The sequence below is a fragment of the Microcystis sp. Msp_OC_L_20101000_S702 genome (assembly GCF_007095705.1).
In the GTDB taxonomy this organism is placed as follows: Bacteria; Cyanobacteriota; Cyanobacteriia; order Cyanobacteriales; family Microcystaceae; genus Microcystis; species Microcystis ichthyoblabe_A.
The window spans coordinates 1-16,667 of the sequence record NZ_SFBO01000088.1 but is presented as its reverse complement, the minus strand read 5'-3'; the positions used below and the strand labels follow the sequence as shown (position 1 = coordinate 16,667).

Genomic DNA, 16,667 nt, shown 5'->3' with positions numbered 1-16,667 from the left:
AGGGCGAATGCAATTCGCCCCTACAATAATATTATTGAGATGCCCCCACTTCCTACTTCCCACTTATCTACTGGTCTTGAATATAAGGCTGATTATTCTTGAGACAGTTGTATGCCTTTTGTAACTCGATTCCCAGATAACCGATATGTTCGGGAATAATTGCGGGATTGGTAGCGGCAAACTCGCGGATTAATTTCAGGGGATTTTTGCCTTGATAACAGGCGACAATTTCCCCACTGCCGGGGGTAGTTTGTTGGACGAGAATTTGTTCTTTTTCCACGGAAATCAAAAAGTTACCGCTAGGGTCAAAAAAATCGCGCTGATTGACAATTTTATCGTACTGGGTGGCGATTAATCGTTCGACATTCTCCCAAGTATCATCGTATATATGGGCCGATTGACTAATAGTAATTAATGGACCCATTGATAAATTGTATTCGGAGCGCTTGCTAATCTCATCCCTAATATGTTGCTGTAAAGCACGCAATCCCATGGCATTTGCTGGCCAAGCGGCAAACATATCATTACTTCTAAATATTGCGGTGAGAGATAATTCATTTTCTACCACTCGCACCCAAATATGATTTAAACAGGGACTACCTCCCTTTTCGTGGTCTTTCACATCCCAGAGGGACATGACTGCACTAGCTGCGTCAATTTCTGAGATTAATTTATTGATAACCTGTGCAATTTGGTCCCGGCCAAACCAAGAGCGCAATCTTTGACCATAGGTGTATTTAACTCCTTCTGTACAGGGAGAATCATCGAGAATTTGTCCGATATATTCGGTGAGAAAAGGTCTATCTATAGGCAAATAATTAGGTTCGGGAAAGTAAAAGTCTGGGGGTTCATCGGTGACAACGGCCATTAGGTCAATTAATTCTTGCCATTTACCATCATATCCTGTGGGTCTAATTGTGCCGGTGGTTTTAATCTTTTGGAGAATTTTTACCCAGGTTTCGGCAATAGTTTTTCCTTCAATGCGATGACCGTATCTTGTCCCAGGTAGCAAAGAAGGAAGATTTTCTAAGAGGGGAAAGATTAAGGGTTCTCCCCAAGTTGGTAAGGGAGATTGTTCTGCATAACTTTTGACGATTTCAATCGCTTCTGGGATGGATTTAACCAGTTGATATTGAATTGATTGACGTAATTTTTCGAGAGTTTCTCGGTCAATTTCCTTGTCAATATATCCCGTGATAGGAGAATTAATTAGCCAACATTCTCTACCTGTGTCACTTTTTCCTAACTGGAATCCTTGACTAAAAAAATCTAGCAAACACTGACAGCTACCAGAGTTCTTATCTTCCTTAGTTGCGTGGAGAATAACTAAGTATCTAACGTGGGGATTTGCGATTAAGTTTCTCAGCAGGGGACTAATTCCTCTGGTGGGACTATAAAGATTACCAATTACTGCGTATTGGTCGGGATTTAAATGTTTAGCAAGGGACTGTTTTACTGTCCATCCCGTGATAATTGCCGTTTGGCCGTGACCGCAGATTAATTGATTGGGTTTATAGTGGGGTTGGTAGATGAATTTAGGGGTGGTTTCTATACTGAGCATGGATTTAAATTAATCCTTCAAGATAATTAATAATATTTTGGTGAAGTTGTTCTATTGTATCACTGCCATCCAGTTGTAAACAATCATCTTTATATTCTTTAAATATCTCGATAAACATCTGACGAACTTTCATTAATTTTTCTTGTTTTTCGTACACTTCTGTGATGGCTCGGTTTTTAATTCTTGCCAGAGAAATATCGGGAAGAACATCGATATAAATGACTAAATCGGGATTGGGAAAATGTTGATTTAACTGCCGAATAAAAGCCAATTCTTCGGGATTATTGCCATTGTAGGCCAGGGAAGAAAAATAATAACGAGTAGTGATAACGTGGGTTTGTTCTTGGTGAATAAGTTTAAAAACGCCATCGTGATCATTATATAAGTGATAATGGCGATCAGCTGCAAATAAATAAGCCATTTGTCGGTCAAATTTATTTTGATCTTGGATAGAAATAAGATTAGTTTGCATTATTTCTCGAATCAAACGACCGATGACTCCCTCGGAAGGTTCTGGACTTAAAACTGCTTTTTCCCCTCGCTTGAAAAAATATTCTTGTAGGAGTTTTGCTTGGGTACTTGTTCCAGATCCGTCAATACCTTCAAAGACAATAAATTTCGGTTTCATAATTTAATCTTCTTTTTTTATATCTAATTATCTGAATAATTTTTTTAGCCAAGTTAACCAAGATTTTTTGGGGGGGATTAACTGCGTCATTTCTCCGAGCATCTCTCCCATACTTCCCCAAATATAAATATTTTTATTGAGGGATTGTATGGTTAAATTTTCTTGTAAAGCTAAACTGATGATACCGATCATTTCTGCCGATTGATTACCGACTATTTGCGCTCCCAGTATTTTACCATCTTGTCGGTAGATTAATTGACAAAATCCGGTGGTTTCTCCCCAGATTTGCTGTGCCACTATATTTTTGATGGGATAGTTAATCATCTTTACCTCCTCACCATAGCTCTCCCGGGCTGCTTTTCCAGTTAAACCCACCCAAGCAATAGCCGGATCAAAAGCAATAAATGAGGGAATTTGATCGGGATTAAAGTTAAATTTTTCTCCCGTGAGCAGATGCTTGACTAACCCAAAAGCAGCCTGGTGATTTAAAGTAGGATCGGGATAATTATTTCTGAGCAAATTTAGGGCATAAATGCGGGAATTATCGGTTTGTAGTTGCTGATTAACCCTGATTAGTCCTTGCTCTAGTTTAACTCCCACCCCAGCCAAATTTAATCCCCGTTCATTGACTTGATAATTACCAGCAAAAATGAGATCATCAACTTCGATAACACGATTGCCTAATTGTAGCCATTTTTGACCCTCGATCGTTTTTACTTGACTAGGACAATAGCCGGGTAAAATCTTAATTCCTTCCGCTTCTAAAATGGCAGTAACTAAATGGCAGATTTCCCGATCAATATCTGGCAGTAGATAATTATCCTCGATAATTAAGCTAATTTCTTTCCCTAAACGTCGGAGAATTTGTGCCAAACTCACAGCCATGCTGCTGTTGCCAATAATCGCTAAATGTTGTCCTAAATTGTCTAAATTTGGCTCTTGCCAAAGGGTTTGAGCGGTAAAATAATTAACCTCATCTAAGCCGAAAATTTTCGGGACTTGCGGATAAAAACCAGTAGCGATAAGATAGTGTTTAGCCAACAATTGCCGACCGTTAACCACGAATCCCAAATGGGGCAGCCGGACAAATTCCCCCCCACCCGGGATCACATCTATTCCTTCCGTGGCTAATCTCGCTAAAGAATGATGTTTATTAATAGTTTTATCTACTTCCTCTAACCATTGCCGCAACTGTTGCCATTGGGGATAAATGGCCGTTTCTTGCCAATGATTGAGCAGTTTATAGAGATGGATAATTTGGCTGTACCCTTTGCTAAAAATGTCCTCAGATGCCTCTAAATTGTCACTAGAAGGCTGTTGCACTAAAGCCACCCTTTTTTTGAGGTGAACAGCCAACAAAGCCGCTTCTATCCCCGCAGGAGTGGCACCGATAATTACTAAGTCGTAAACCACAAATATAAAGTAGGAATCAGGAGTCAGTATTCAGGAGTCAGGAGACAGTATTCAGGAGTCAGGAATCAGGAGACGGTATTCAGGAGTCCGAAACTTAACACTTAAAACTCAAATCTGATAACTGATAACTGATAACTGATTACCGGCGCCGGTCTTGCAATTTTTTATAGACATCTCGCAGGGGAACTTGATGATAGGCGAGAGCGACGAGAGTATGATAAAAAAGATCGGCCACTTCTGCAGCAATAGCATCGCCATCATTATCTTTGCAGGCCATGACCACTTCTGCCGATTCTTCGCCGATTTTCTTGAGAATTTTGTTATCTCCCCCGGCCAAAAGTTTACAGGTGTAGGATTCCGGATGAGGATCGTCTCTGCGATCGCAAATTACCTTAAACAATTCCGAGAGGGTGTCGGCCGCTGGCGGTGATTTTTGCCAATTTACTTGATGAAAACAGCTTCTTTCGCCGGTATGACAGGCGATATCACCGATTTGCTCAATAGTCAGCAAGATAGCATCACTATCGCAATCGTAGCGAATTTGACGCACTTTTTGGATATGGCCCGAGGTGGCTCCTTTGTGCCATAATTCTTGACGAGAACGACTCCAATACCACGCTTCCCCGGTGGTGAGGGTTTTTTCGAGGGATTCCCGATTCATCCAGGCCATCATTAACACTGTAGCATCAAGATAGTCTTGAGCGATCGCTGGTACTAAACCCTGGGAATTATAAGCGATCGCGTCGAGGGGAATAGCGGAGAGTAAAGAGGACATCAGTTTTTTGCGGTCAAGAATTATGGTGGGACAAATTGCCCAAAGCTTAATTATATAGCCTTAACGTTGGGCAATTTCCACAGTGCGATCATTACTAAAGGAATCCACCACAATAATATGATCTATACCCAAGCTTTTTGGTGAAAGCTGGATAAATAAACAGGCTCTAGTTTTAAGAAATATCTCAAACTGTTATAAAACTTAATCAAGAGAGGGATCATATACAAAACTTAACATTGTTTAACGTCAAAACTTCAGTTCAAAGCCAATCAATTCCCTAACCAGGCAGCTGCGTTAAAATGGGGATAAGGTTAAGAATACAACTAATCCCTACAGCAGAGTCTTTTGGATTGGCACCTATAACAAGTTATCCCGTGCGATGATCGGGGAAACTCAGGTTTTAGGAGAACAAAGAATTTTTTTCCAAATCTCTGTGGAAAGATGTATTATGAGCCATCATAAATCTTCTTCAATCAGCATTGGGAGCTAATCACAGTATGAAAGTGGACAAACACCTGTCTTAAGTTAGACAATTCTACCCTCAGGAATTTCTTTGATTTAAAACCGAGTCCTGTCGATAGAGTTATGTATATAGTAATTTCAATTAAGCTTGAGAATATCAATACCAGATTTCCTAAGAGTTTTGTCGGTCTAGACTATATTAAACCTATCTGAAATGACTATTATTCCTACTCGAGGTAATCACAGGGTGAAGGTGGACAACTACACTGTCTCAGGTTGAACGATTCTCCTACAATAAATTTTTCTAATTTAAAACCAAGTTACTATGTATGGATAACCTAATCACGATTAGAGAAGCCTCGGGCTTGCTCGGAGTTAGCATTAAAACCCTCCGGCGCTGGGAACAACAGGGGAAAATTTCCTCAATTCGTACCCCTGGTGGTCATCGGCGCTACCGACGGCAAGATATATTACAATCTGTTCAATCAACCCCATTTATCATTGGCTATGCTCGTGTTAACCGACCTGAACAAAAACAACAACTAGAGGATCAAATAAAAGCCTTAGAAGACTTTTGTCATCAGCAGGGTCAACCCTTTGAAATTCTCAGCGATATCGGCAACGGAGTCAGTCACAATCGCCCTAATCTTATGCGTCTAGTAGAGATGATGTGTAACGGTGGGTTGGAATGTCTAGTTTTAACCCATCCAGAAAGTGTTGGCCGCTTTTGTCATGATTTTATTTTGGGTTTGTGCAGTTTCTTGAAAATCCAAGTCATTCTCCTCAATCAACCCCAGAAATCCATTGCAGCTGAGGATTTAGTGGACGATCTGCAAGCCCTCGTCACCATCTGTTACAATCGTCTCTACCCGCTACATAACCCGGATCATCGGCAATTGGTGGAATACCTAGGGGCGCTTAAGAATCTCCCCTCGGCTTAAAATTATCCTTGGACTGGGTTTCTCCTCCCTCTTTGTTGCCTGTCTGATGCCGACTCGGCTATTCCCCGAACAAGGGCCAAGAATAGTAATATTTTAGCTGACGACTAACGGCTATCATAACTCTACATTGACGGCAAATGAAACTAGAAACCACGGCGATTAAACGGATTCTCGATGCTAACCTTGACCGCGCTAGAGAAGGACTGCGAATTATCGAAGAATGGTGTCGTTTTGGCTTAGATAATCCCAATTTAGCCCAAGAATGTAAAGAAATGCGCCATCAATTAGCTAGTTGGCACTCGATCGATCTTAAACGACATCGGGACACAGCCGGCGATATCGGCAGGGATTTAAGCCATCCCAGGGAAGAAATCCGGGAGACTGTCGAGGGACTGCTGCAGGCAAATCTCGCTCGCGTACAGGAGGCTTTTAGGGTTTTAGAAGAATACGGTAAACTCTATGATCTAGAGCTAGGGATAGCCTGTAAACAGCTGCGCTATCGGGTTTATCAGCTAGAGAGTAAACTATTAATCTCGCCACCTCTGGAAAAACTAAAAGCATCTCCCCTCTATCTAGTCACTTCTCCCGCCGAAAATCTGTTAGAAATCGTCGAATTAGCCCTAAAAGCAGGTTTAAAATTGGTGCAGTACCGCCATAAAACCGCCGCTGATACGATTCGTTTAGAAGAAGCTGCTAAACTGTGTGAGTTATGCCACCGTTACGATGCTTTATTTATTATGAACGATCGCGTCGATATTGCTAAGGCCGTTCATGCTGATGGTGTTCATCTCGGTCAACAGGATCTACCGATTTCCCTAGCGCGGCAATTTCTCGGCCCGACGGCAATTATCGGCCGGTCCACCACTAATCCCCAAGAGATGGCCAAAGCAATCCAAGAAAAGGCCGATTATGTGGGAGTTGGTCCAGTTTATGCCACCCCCACCAAAGCGGGAAAAACCCCCGCAGGATTGGAATACGTCCGTTATGCGCGGGAAAATTGCCCTTTACCCTGGTTTGCGATCGGTGGTATTGATAGTAATAACATTAAAGAGGTTTTAGAGGCAGGAGCGCAACAGGTAGCTGTAGTCCGGGCCATCATGGAAGCGCAGCACCCCGATGTGGTGACACAAGAATTATTAACCCAATTAAAGTAGGGTGTGGGGTGTAGGGTGTAGGGTGTGGGGTGTGGGGTGTGGGGAGAAAAAAGCTGTCTCCTGTCTCCTGAATACTGTCTCCTGTCTCGACTAGGAAATTAATTTTGCACGACTACTTATCCAAATCCATGTCAGAAATAACCTTGCAAATTAACGGCAAAACTCAAACCTGTTTACCAGCAACTAAACTACCGCAAATGCTAGAAAATTTGGGCATGAATCCTCGGTTAGTTGCAGTGGAATATAACGGGGAAATCCTCCATCGTCAGTATTGGGAAAACACGGAAATCAAGGAGGGGGATAAATTAGAAATTGTTACTATTGTCGGAGGGGGATAAAATAATCAACAATCGACAGTTGAGGGAAAAAACTTGTTAGTTATCGGTTTAATGAGTGGCACATCGGTGGATGGCATCGATACCGCTTTAGTGGAGATTAGCGGTACAGTGGAATCTCCACAGGTGCAGTTATTAGCAGGGGAAACCTATCCCTATTCCCCCCGATTACGCGAGACAATTTTGCAAGTCTGTGGGGGAGAAAAGCTATCTATTGAAGCTTTAGCCAGCTTAGATGATAACATCGCCGCAGAATTCGCCCAAGCCGCCTTAAATATCCAAAAAGAAGCCCCAAAAGCCCAATTAATCGGCAGTCACGGTCAAACCGTTTTTCATCGACCCCCCCAAAATGATCGCCTCGGTTACACGGTACAATTAGGACGGGGAGCAGCGATCGCAAAAATCACCAGTATTCCCACCATTAGTAATTTTCGCGCTGCCGATATCGCCCAAGCTGGTCACGGTGCGCCCCTAGTGCCGAAAATTGACGCTTATCTGCTTTCTCACCCCACCAAAGCCCGCTGCGTCCAAAATATCGGCGGTATTGGCAATTTAACCTATCTACCCCCCCGACAAAGGGAAAATTGGCAGCAAAAAATTTTCGGTTGGGATACCGGCCCCGGCAATGTCCTCATCGATTTGGCCGTACAATTTTTGAGCCAAGGCCAACAAACCTACGACCATAACGGTCAATGGTCGGCCCAGGGTCAACCCTGCTCCGAATTAGTTCATAAATGGCTACAGGAGCCTTATTTTCAACAATATCCCCCTAAATCCACCGGCAGAGAGTTATTTAGCCCCGCCTATCTAGCCCAATTGCACCGGGATGCCCAAGCTTATTCCCTCAGTGATGCCGACTGGTTGGCCAGTTTAACCGATTTAACCGCCATTTCGATCGCCCACAGCTATCAAACCTTTTTGCCGGAAATGCCTGCAGAAGTGCTGCTCTGTGGTGGTGGCGCTCATAATGCCTACCTGCGCCAACGACTGTTAGCACATTTGGGGTCAAATGTCAAGCTTTTGACCACTGATGAGGTAGGATTAAATAGCGATTTTAAAGAAGCGATCGCTTTTGCCCTTTTGGCCTATTGGCGCTGGCACAATTTCCCCAGTAATTTACCGAAAGTCACGGGAGCAAAAGAGGAGGTTTTATTAGGAGAAATTTATCTATGAGCAGTATATATGAAATATTTTCAACAATTCAACGCCAAAGAGTCAGCGATGGGCAAATAGTGCCAATTTTAAGCGATTGTGCCGACTATAAACGTCTTTTAATTCTTGTTTGGCCGCAATTGGGAGATTTTGACAGTCTCGAATACGCTTGGTGGTTAGAAAAAGAGGCAGCCCTTTGGCAAAATGCCGGGATTACCATTCGTGCCATCGGTATCGGCGATCGCAATTCGGGCTTAAAATTCGCTGAATATACGAAATTTCGGCAAGATTGGCTGTTTGTTGACCCGAAAGCTGAATTACACGATTTATTAGGACTGTATCGCGGTTTATCGTTAAAATTACCGAGATTTTCCCCCGGACAAAATGCCTGGTTAAATCTAATTTTGATGTGTGCGGGTGTGGGTAGTCCGGGGACTCTGGCCGAAGTGCTGCGGGGTTATCGTGGCGATCGCAAAGCCCCCCAATTAATTGCCGAGGAGGAAACAATACAAGCGCGGCCTTTACCAGCTTTCCGGGGTTCCCTATTCAATCTTGCTGGGGGTCAAGGTTTTCAGCGACCTTTTGAATTAGCCACCCTGAGACTGCGTAATATGACTCAAGTTTTGGGCAATTGGTCAACCTATGTCCCCGATAGTAGTTATCTCACCCAACGGGGAGGGACTTTTTTATTTGATAGTCAAGGAAAGTTACTCTATGAGCATCGAGATGGAGGTATCTTGGGATTTGCTGAGAATATGAGTTATCCCCTCGCTTTTTTGCGGGATTAAGCTTTTTTCTTCTCTATATAGAGAGTTTCGATTAAATGATACCAGTCCAAAATTTTAATCCTTTCCTGTTTCTCACCGATTTCAGGGAATAATAATCACAATAACCCTTTTGTAGGGCTTTTTGTTTCCCCATCGGGAATTATCATCTTACCTTGGCAGACTAGAACTGATGCACCACCCACAGAAACTTCCGTAATTTTACGGTTGTTTTTCTGAAACTTTAATTGTAAACTGCTGGGTCTGCCCATTTCCACTCCTTGGATTATCGTCCATTGATTCATCCCTTCCCTAGAAGATTCTAAGGCCCCTAGGTAGCCCGCTAAAGCGGCCACAGCCGAACCAGTGGCGGGATCTTCCATAACTCCTAAACCGGGGGCAAACATTCGGCCATAGAGACGAGATAGGGGAGATTCTGGGTCAAAACAGCAGACAAAAAGGGAATTAGCGGGGGATTGACCTAATAATGATGACCAAAGAGTTAGATTTAGTTTTATTTTCCCTAAAATATCTCGATTTTTGACGGGGATGAATAAAAAAGGGAGACCACAGGAAAAAGCGCGGGGGGGATAACCGGGTAAGAAATCGGCAACGCGTAGGGAAAGAATCGCCGCTAAATCATCGAGAGCATAAGTATCCGTCACTAATTCTGGCAATTGTGCCACTTTTAACTCACTATAGACCGGTTTTTCCCCCTCCATGATAATTTTCACCGGTACTAAACCGACTCCTTCCTCCAGATAAATCGTGGTTTCTTGGTAGGGGGGAATAGCGCCGATTAGGGCTAAAATATAGGCTGTGCCGACGGTAGGATGACCAGCAAAGGGTAATTCGGTACTGGGGGTGAAAATCCGGACTTTTTTAGTGCCTTGGGGCGTTTCTGGCGCAAAAACGAAGACTGTCTCCGAGAAGTTAAATTCGGCGGCGATTTTTTGCATCTGGGTGCGGGTTAATCCAGACGCTTCCGGAAAAACCGCCAGGGGATTACCGCCAAAAATGCGATCGCTAAAAACATCGGCGGTATAGTAGGAATAGGTAGGCACGCGGGGGATAGGGCAACAGTTATCGGAGAATTTTTTGATCTTACACCTATCTTCACCCCTGACCGCCCCCCAGTTGTCTGTCTAGGGATAGATAATCCTTGTCAGTTCTGTTAGTCTTTATTAAGCAATAATTAAAATACAGAGTTTTTCATGAAGATAAGGTATGTCTTGAATCGTCTCGGAGTCTCCTATGGGAGAAACCACAAAGACACAAAGGACACAAAGATTGATCGCTCCTATATAAGTTAAACTCATAACACAAAGAATAAGAGAGCCTAACTGCCATAGGCTCTACTACTTATCCGCTTCTAATCTGGCTAATAAACTGACTAACTTATCTCTGACGGAATTGTGAGTGTATTCGTCTTCAGGGTGGGGTTTTTGATGGGGTTTTTGAAAATAGGGACGTTCCCCGTATAATTGTCCCCATTTCACATCGACTCGGTGTACTAATTCATAGAGTAATTCTTGATTATCTAAAATTTCTTCTAGGATTAACTGTAAAGCTTGAACGGGATTATCTAAATTTTGACTGACTTTGGTTAATTCTTCATCGACAATAAGCTGTAAAATTATCTGCAAAGCTCCCGAAGAATCCCCTAAATTAGCGGCAATAAATTGTTTAATCTCTGTGGTAACTTGCACTAATTTGGGGACAGGAGATTCTCCTTTGAGGAAATCCGCCCCCTCTTGAGCGATAAAATCTGCTAGGGTAAACTCGCGCCTTTCGATGATATCTTGGGAAAAATCCAGTTCTTCAGGGGTCATAAATTAAAAATATTAGCGATAATAGACTCTAGGACTTATTGTGACATTTTTAGGAATATCTATGGGCATCGATCGCAGAGAGTTTCAGCAGCGTCGTCAGCAGGTAATGGAAAAAATCGGCAATGGAACGGCAATTTTTCGCAGTGCGCCCATGGTGGTCATGCACAATGACGTAGAATACACCTATCGTCAGGATAGTGACTTTTTTTACCTGACAGGATTTAATGAACCGGAGGCGGTGGCGGTTTTAGCACCCCATCACCCCGAACATCAGTTTATCCTGTTCGTGCAGCCAAAAGACCCGGAAAAAGAAACCTGGACAGGCTATCTCCACGGTGTGGAAGGAGCAAAGGAAATTTTTGCTGCTGATGAGGCCTATTCTATCGAAGAATTGGACGAAAAATTACCCCAATATCTCGAAAAAGCCGAACGAATTTATTATCATCTCGGCCGGGACAAAACTTTTAATACAAATGTTCTAAAGCACTGGCAAAAATTAATCGCCACTTTTCCCCGTCGCGGCACTGGACCGACTGCTTTAGAGGATACTAATTTTATTCTCCATCCTTTGCGCTTACTGAAAACCGAGGCCGAATTGGACAATATTCGCCAAGCAACTGCTATTTCAGCACAGGCACATAATCGGGCCAGAGAATTTACCAAAGTTGGTCACTACGAGTATCAAATTCAAGCGGAAATTGAGCATACTTTTCGCCTGGAAGGGGGTATGGGTCCTGCTTATCCTTCTATTGTTGCTAGTGGTGCTAATGCCTGTATTCTGCACTATATCAACAATAATCGCCAAGTACAAGAAAATGAGCTTTTATTAATTGATGCTGGTTGTGCCTACAATTACTATAACGGTGATATTACCCGCACTTTTCCCGTTAATGGTAAATTTACCCCCGAACAAAAAATTATCTATGAAATTGTTCTGGAAGCTCAATTAAAGGCGATTGAAGTGGTAAAAACTGGTAATCCTTATAATCTTTTTCATGACACGGCCGTGAGGACAATTGTGGAGGGATTAGTGGATTTAGGGCTATTGGTCGGCGACATTGATGAGATAATTAAAGAGGAAAAATATAAGCCTTTTTATATGCACAGAACTGGCCATTGGTTAGGATTAGATGTCCATGATGCGGGAGGTTATAAAGTTAACGAAGAAACTTGGCAAACTTTGCAGCCTGGTCATGTTTTAACCGTGGAACCGGGGATTTATATCTCCCCCGATATTAAACCTGCTGAAGGACAGCCGGAAGTGCCAGAAAAATGGCGGGGTATCGGTATCCGTATCGAAGATGATGTGTTAGTTACTGCCACAGGAAATGAGGTTTTAACTGCAACGGTTCCCAAAAAAGTTGAGGATATCGAATCTTAAGTAAAAAGCTAGGTGTTAAAAATTGTCAGATTCCCCCTAACCCTAGGGTTGATTAATAGTAGGGTTGATTCATGAATCAACCCTACCCCCCTTAAGGATATTCAATTAAGTTTTTTCTAGAGATTATTATGGTTGTCACCAAAGAAAAATTATATACCTTTGCGGAATATTTAAATTATCAGGACTGCACGGATAATAAATACGAATTATTTAACGGAGAATTAATTACCATGCCTCCTGCTAGTGGCTTTCATGCTTTGATACTTAGATATATATTTAAGGTGTTAGAAAGGGAAATAGAGAGGCTACAATTAGACTGGCAAGTTATGCCCGCTACGGTGGGAATTCGCACCGATAAAGCTAAATCGAGAATCCCAGACTTAATGATTTTAACTGCCGAACAATGTCAAGAGATTAGAAATATGACCACAGCAGTGATTGAATTTCCTCCCCTGTTAGTTGTAGAAATTGTTAGCCCCAATAATGCTGATGATGACTACCGTTATAAACGTTCAGAATACGCAGTGAGAGGCATTCCTGAATACTGGATTATCGATCCTATTGCCCTAAAAATATCGGTTTTAAACCTAATTTCGGGATTTTATGAACTGGTAGAATTTAACAACGAAGATAGGATAATATCGGTGACATTTCCCGATTTACAATTAACTCCTCAAATGGTCTTTGCACAGTAAAATCTTAGCTGGAGACTTTTATGATTGCTACCCGACAAAAAATATATACCTTTGCGGAATATTTAAATTATCAGGACTGCACGGATGATAAATACGAATTATTTAACGGAGAATTAATTTCCATGCCTCCCGCTAGTGGCTTTCATGCCTTAATTCTTGCCTTTATTTATGATTATTTAATGGCAGAAATTAAAAGATTAAATCTAACTTGGAAAGTCATGCCTGCTACCGTGGGAATTCGCACCGATAAAGCTAAATCGAGAATTCCAGACTTAATGATTTTAACTGCCGAACAATGTCAAGAGATTAGAAATATGACCACAGCAGTGATTGAATTTCCTCCCCTCTTAGTTGTAGAAATTGTTAGCCCCAATAATGCTGATGATGACTACCGTTATAAACGTTCAGAATACGCAGTGAGAGGCATTCCTGAATACTGGATTATCGATCCTATTGCTGTAAAAATATCGGTTTTAACCCTGATTTCGGGATTTTATGAACTGGCAGAATTTCACAACGAAGATAGAATAATATCGGTAACATTTCCCGATTTAAAATTAACTCCTCAAATGGTTTTTGCCCAGTAGCATTATTAACGATTATGACTATCCCCTTAGAAATCCAACAACGTTGCCAACAATTAAAAACAGAACTACAAAGGGCCAGTTATGCTTATTATGTTCTTGATGATCCTTTTATATCCGATAGCGTTTATGATCAACTTTATCGGGAATTAGAAGACATAGAAAAGCGTTATCCCCAATTAATCACCCCTGATAGTCCCACCCAAAGAGTCGGGGATAAAATCTCTAGTCAATTCGTTTCTGTCCGTCATAATATTCCCCTGTATAGTCTCGAAAATGCCTTTAACCTCGAAGAATTAAATAAATGGGGCAACCGTTGGCAAAGATATGTAAATGAAACCCAAGACACGGAATATGTGTGTGAATTAAAAATCGATGGTTCTGCGTTAGCTTTAACCTACGAAAACGGCTTTTTCGTCAGAGGTGTTACTAGAGGGGATGGAGTCAATGGCGAAGATATTACCCCCAATGTGCGGACAATTCGCTCTATTCCTTTACGCTTAAATATAGATAATCCCCCAGCAATTGTGGAAGTGCGCGGTGAAGCCTTTTTACCCCTCGATACCTTCGATAAAATCAATCAAGAAAGAGAAGAAAAAGGGGAATCTCTCTTTGCTAATCCCCGCAATGCGGCAGCAGGAACCCTACGACAATTAGATCCGAAAATAGTTGATAAAAGACGCTTACAATTTTTTGCCTATACCCTGCATTTAGACGATAACCATATCACCACTCAATGGCAATCCTTAGATAGATTAGAAACCATGGGATTTCTGGTTAATCCCCACCGTCAACTCTGTCCATCCCTGCAAGAAGTGGCGCAATACTATCAAGATTGGCAAGAAAAACGTCATCAATTAGCCTACATGACCGATGGTGTCGTAGTCAAAATCAACGATTTACAGCGACAAAATCGCTTAGGATTCACCCAAAAATTCCCCAGGTGGGCCATCGCTTTAAAATATCCTGCCGAAGAAGTCCCCACGGTAGTTAAAGATATTATCGTCAATGTGGGACGCACCGGCGCAGTCACACCCATGGCGGTGATGGAACCGGTACAGGTAGCAGGGACCACCGTACAAAGAGCTACTTTACATAATAGCGATCGAGTGGCCGAATTAGATATCCGCGTCGGTGACACGGTAATTATCCGCAAAGCGGGGGAAATTATCCCGGAAGTGGTGAGAATCCTGCCAGAATTGCGTCCTAGCCACACCTTACCCTTTCAGATGCCCACTAATTGCCCTGAATGTCAATCTCCCCTAGTCCGTCCGGTGGGGGAAGCGGTGACGCGCTGTGTCAATAGTTCCTGTCCGGCGATTTTGCGGGGAAGTGTAGTACATTGGGCTAGTCGCGATGCTCTCGATATCCGGGGATTAGGGGAAAAAGTGGTAATTTTGCTGATTGAACAGGGATTAGTTACCGCTATTTCTGACCTCTACAGCCTCGAAAAAACGGAAATTGCCAAATTAGACCGAATGGGCGATAAATCCGCCTTAAATTTGATTACAGCTATGGCTCAGAGCAAAAATCAAAGCTGGTCGAGGGTACTTTATGGGCTAGGAATTCGCTATGTGGGCAGCGTTAACGCCAAAATTCTCGCCGAAAGTTTTCGGACAGTGGAGGAGTTAGCTAACGCCAGCGTGACTAATTTAGCCTCTGTTTATGGTATCGGTGAAGAAATCGCTCAATCGGTCTATGATTGGTTTAAAATCGCCGCTAATCGGGATTTAGTCGCTAAATTACAGGCGGCTGGTTTACAATTTGCCGCAGCAGCAAAAACCACCACCACTAAAGCGACTTTAGCAGGGAAAACCTTTGTCATTACTGGCACTTTACCAACTCTCAAACGGGAGGAAGCGAAAGAATTAATCGAAAAAGCTGGGGGGAAAGTGACGGGTTCTGTCAGCAAAAAAACTGATTATTTAGTGCTAGGAGAAGCGGCGGGTTCTAAGCTAGAAAAAGCCCTAGAATTGGGCATTACTCAGCTAACCGAAGCACAATTACTCGAATTAATCGGGGATTAAATATAATTATTTGACGTTAAAAAGACTTGTTCTGAGAAAATATTACAGAAGCAAAGTTAAATAATTTTACATACCATTTAGAGGCAAATGTAATTGTTTATATTCTATAGAGGAGTTAATCTTATGAGAGCTTTTATCTCGTGGTATAGTTAATGTATTATATCTTCCCTTTTCTAGCAATCGAGTAAAAGTAAGCCAAGAAATCACCCTAGAACGATAATCTCTAAGGGTTTTATCTTTGGGTCGTTTACCAGAAGTAGAAGTACAGATACTAGCAATAATTTCTTCTACTCGCCAGGGGGTTATTGACTTATGAATTTCTAATTCTTTATAGATTTCTTGTATAAGAATATGTTTTTTGAGGGCGAATGATAAATATTGAGAAATATCATCTTCTCCTTTACCTATAAGCTCTCTTGCCGCTAAGATTTTTTTCTCATGATTGATGAATATCATGTCAAAATTTTCCAAATCCCAAATAAGACTATTAATTGTTGTGTCTCTTCGTTCTAATTTTTGCTTAAGTTCTTTTTTGGTTATACCTTTGTAGCCACTTGTTTGAATTATTTTTAATGCTTCGATTACTGTAGTAATTGAATTTCGTACCATATAAGTTGATAAGGAAGGTTTATCTACTAGAAATTCTAAACTTAGAGATAAAGTTAGCTGTTCGTATTTGGGTTTGTAATTATTATGCTCTTGTTTTAGTAAAAGGTTCCATTCATAACGAGTAATAAAGTTTTTTACCGACCAAAGAGATAAATTTTGTTTAGTAAAGACATAAGTAGTCATGCAAAATTAATTACCCAAATAAAAAATTAAGAAGTATAATACATAAAAAAACGGGCTCTTCGGGAATTGTTATGCAAATAATTAACTTAAAATAAAATTCGATGAGAGCAACTACGCTCAAAAGTAGCTGAAATTCATACAGGAAAGGACTTAAGGCACAAATAGGTTAAT

Annotated in this window: 17 protein-coding genes; 9 read left to right on the top strand and 8 right to left on the bottom strand. The window is 41.8% G+C overall.

Translation table 11 applies throughout. From position 1 onward, the window contains the following. Nucleotides 1–67: 67 nt before the first annotated feature. The 4 genes from EWV60_RS09440 to hisIE form a co-directional block, all read right to left on the bottom strand. The gene (locus EWV60_RS09440; RefSeq protein WP_287232023.1) at nucleotides 68–1,561 is read right to left on the bottom strand and encodes a thymidylate synthase; all 1,494 of its coding nucleotides are present in this window, start codon (nucleotides 1,559–1,561) and stop codon (nucleotides 68–70) included. Between the two features lie 4 nt (nucleotides 1,562–1,565). Next, nucleotides 1,566–2,189, bottom strand: coding sequence for a dTMP kinase (tmk, locus tag EWV60_RS09435; protein ID WP_287232021.1), 624 nt, complete (start codon nucleotides 2,187–2,189; stop codon nucleotides 1,566–1,568). A gap of 27 nt (nucleotides 2,190–2,216) precedes the next feature. Beyond that, complete coding sequence (locus EWV60_RS09430; RefSeq protein ID WP_287232019.1) at nucleotides 2,217–3,602, bottom strand: dihydrolipoyl dehydrogenase family protein; 1,386 nt, start codon at nucleotides 3,600–3,602, stop codon at nucleotides 2,217–2,219. A 139-nt stretch (nucleotides 3,603–3,741) separates the two neighbouring features. Then, nucleotides 3,742–4,377, bottom strand: coding sequence for a bifunctional phosphoribosyl-AMP cyclohydrolase/phosphoribosyl-ATP diphosphatase HisIE (hisIE, locus tag EWV60_RS09425; RefSeq protein ID WP_002751320.1), 636 nt, complete (start codon nucleotides 4,375–4,377; stop codon nucleotides 3,742–3,744). Between the two features lie 791 nt (nucleotides 4,378–5,168). Between hisIE and EWV60_RS09420 the strand changes: the two genes are divergently transcribed. The 5 genes from EWV60_RS09420 (at nucleotide 5,169) to EWV60_RS09400 (ending at nucleotide 9,209) form a co-directional block, all read left to right on the top strand. Then, entirely contained in the window at nucleotides 5,169–5,780 is a 612-nt protein-coding gene (locus EWV60_RS09420) for an IS607 family transposase (protein ID WP_130757568.1), read from the top strand. Nucleotides 5,781–5,917: 137 nt separating this feature from the next. Then, nucleotides 5,918–6,934, top strand: a complete 1,017-nt coding sequence (locus EWV60_RS09415) for a thiamine phosphate synthase (protein WP_272105067.1) — start codon at nucleotides 5,918–5,920, stop codon at nucleotides 6,932–6,934. 128 nt (nucleotides 6,935–7,062) lie between these two features. Beyond that, entirely contained in the window at nucleotides 7,063–7,272 is a 210-nt protein-coding gene (thiS, locus tag EWV60_RS09410) for a sulfur carrier protein ThiS (protein ID WP_002751314.1), read from the top strand. 33 nt (nucleotides 7,273–7,305) lie between these two features. Next, the gene (locus EWV60_RS09405; RefSeq protein WP_002751312.1) at nucleotides 7,306–8,442 is read left to right on the top strand and encodes an anhydro-N-acetylmuramic acid kinase; all 1,137 of its coding nucleotides are present in this window, start codon (nucleotides 7,306–7,308) and stop codon (nucleotides 8,440–8,442) included. Continuing rightward, complete coding sequence (locus tag EWV60_RS09400) at nucleotides 8,439–9,209, top strand: peroxiredoxin-like family protein (protein WP_002751310.1); 771 nt, start codon at nucleotides 8,439–8,441, stop codon at nucleotides 9,207–9,209. The genes EWV60_RS09405 and EWV60_RS09400 overlap by 4 nt, the downstream gene beginning before the upstream one ends. Nucleotides 9,210–9,304: 95 nt before the next feature. Here EWV60_RS09400 and EWV60_RS09395 read toward each other — a convergent pair whose 3' ends face one another. The 3 genes from EWV60_RS09395 to EWV60_RS09385 all read right to left on the bottom strand — a co-directional run bounded on the left by EWV60_RS09395 (nucleotide 9,305) and on the right by EWV60_RS09385 (nucleotide 11,017). Then, the gene (locus EWV60_RS09395) at nucleotides 9,305–10,249 is read right to left on the bottom strand and encodes a PhzF family phenazine biosynthesis protein (protein ID WP_002776634.1); all 945 of its coding nucleotides are present in this window, start codon (nucleotides 10,247–10,249) and stop codon (nucleotides 9,305–9,307) included. A gap of 120 nt (nucleotides 10,250–10,369) precedes the next feature. Then, on the bottom strand, nucleotides 10,370–10,504 hold the full coding sequence (locus tag EWV60_RS09390; RefSeq protein WP_002751306.1) for a hypothetical protein: 135 nt from the start codon (nucleotides 10,502–10,504) through the stop codon (nucleotides 10,370–10,372). Nucleotides 10,505–10,543: 39 nt separating this feature from the next. Beyond that, nucleotides 10,544–11,017: a hypothetical protein gene (locus EWV60_RS09385; RefSeq protein ID WP_002793021.1), complete on the bottom strand. Its 474-nt coding sequence runs from the start codon at nucleotides 11,015–11,017 to the stop codon at nucleotides 10,544–10,546. Between the two features lie 61 nt (nucleotides 11,018–11,078). Here EWV60_RS09385 and EWV60_RS09380 point away from each other — a divergent pair, with 61 nt between their 5' ends. The 4 genes from EWV60_RS09380 to ligA all read left to right on the top strand — a co-directional run bounded on the left by EWV60_RS09380 (nucleotide 11,079) and on the right by ligA (nucleotide 15,704). Beyond that, nucleotides 11,079–12,398: an aminopeptidase P N-terminal domain-containing protein gene (locus EWV60_RS09380; RefSeq protein WP_123231059.1), complete on the top strand. Its 1,320-nt coding sequence runs from the start codon at nucleotides 11,079–11,081 to the stop codon at nucleotides 12,396–12,398. Nucleotides 12,399–12,526: 128 nt separating this feature from the next. Beyond that, the gene (locus EWV60_RS09375; RefSeq protein ID WP_287232017.1) at nucleotides 12,527–13,093 is read left to right on the top strand and encodes a Uma2 family endonuclease; all 567 of its coding nucleotides are present in this window, start codon (nucleotides 12,527–12,529) and stop codon (nucleotides 13,091–13,093) included. A gap of 20 nt (nucleotides 13,094–13,113) precedes the next feature. Next, on the top strand, nucleotides 13,114–13,680 hold the full coding sequence (locus tag EWV60_RS09370) for a Uma2 family endonuclease (RefSeq protein ID WP_287232016.1): 567 nt from the start codon (nucleotides 13,114–13,116) through the stop codon (nucleotides 13,678–13,680). Nucleotides 13,681–13,694: 14 nt separating this feature from the next. Next, nucleotides 13,695–15,704: an NAD-dependent DNA ligase LigA gene (gene ligA, locus EWV60_RS09365; RefSeq protein WP_287232015.1), complete on the top strand. Its 2,010-nt coding sequence runs from the start codon at nucleotides 13,695–13,697 to the stop codon at nucleotides 15,702–15,704. A gap of 66 nt (nucleotides 15,705–15,770) precedes the next feature. Here ligA and EWV60_RS09360 read toward each other — a convergent pair whose 3' ends face one another. After that, nucleotides 15,771–16,496, bottom strand: coding sequence for a hypothetical protein (locus tag EWV60_RS09360; protein ID WP_287232014.1), 726 nt, complete (start codon nucleotides 16,494–16,496; stop codon nucleotides 15,771–15,773). Nucleotides 16,497–16,667: the final 171 nt, after the last annotated feature.

Excerpts from the sequence above, each read along its gene's own strand:
- EWV60_RS09390 (WP_002751306.1), bottom strand. The coding sequence starts at position 10,504 with ATGAGTTTAACTTATATAGGAGCGATCAATCTTTGTGTCCTTTGTGTC.
- thiS (WP_002751314.1), top strand. The coding sequence starts at position 7,063 with ATGTCAGAAATAACCTTGCAAATTAACGGCAAAACTCAAACCTGTTTA.
- EWV60_RS09440 (WP_287232023.1), bottom strand. The coding sequence starts at position 1,561 with ATGCTCAGTATAGAAACCACCCCTAAATTCATCTACCAACCCCACTAT.
- EWV60_RS09370 (WP_287232016.1), top strand. The coding sequence starts at position 13,114 with ATGATTGCTACCCGACAAAAAATATATACCTTTGCGGAATATTTAAAT.
- EWV60_RS09385 (WP_002793021.1), bottom strand. The coding sequence starts at position 11,017 with ATGACCCCTGAAGAACTGGATTTTTCCCAAGATATCATCGAAAGGCGC.
- hisIE (WP_002751320.1), bottom strand. The coding sequence starts at position 4,377 with ATGTCCTCTTTACTCTCCGCTATTCCCCTCGACGCGATCGCTTATAAT.
- EWV60_RS09360 (WP_287232014.1), bottom strand. The coding sequence starts at position 16,496 with ATGACTACTTATGTCTTTACTAAACAAAATTTATCTCTTTGGTCGGTA.
- tmk (WP_287232021.1), bottom strand. The coding sequence starts at position 2,189 with ATGAAACCGAAATTTATTGTCTTTGAAGGTATTGACGGATCTGGAACA.
- EWV60_RS09375 (WP_287232017.1), top strand. The coding sequence starts at position 12,527 with ATGGTTGTCACCAAAGAAAAATTATATACCTTTGCGGAATATTTAAAT.
- ligA (WP_287232015.1), top strand. The coding sequence starts at position 13,695 with ATGACTATCCCCTTAGAAATCCAACAACGTTGCCAACAATTAAAAACA.
- EWV60_RS09415 (WP_272105067.1), top strand. The coding sequence starts at position 5,918 with ATGAAACTAGAAACCACGGCGATTAAACGGATTCTCGATGCTAACCTT.
- EWV60_RS09420 (WP_130757568.1), top strand. The coding sequence starts at position 5,169 with ATGGATAACCTAATCACGATTAGAGAAGCCTCGGGCTTGCTCGGAGTT.
- EWV60_RS09400 (WP_002751310.1), top strand. The coding sequence starts at position 8,439 with ATGAGCAGTATATATGAAATATTTTCAACAATTCAACGCCAAAGAGTC.
- EWV60_RS09380 (WP_123231059.1), top strand. The coding sequence starts at position 11,079 with ATGGGCATCGATCGCAGAGAGTTTCAGCAGCGTCGTCAGCAGGTAATG.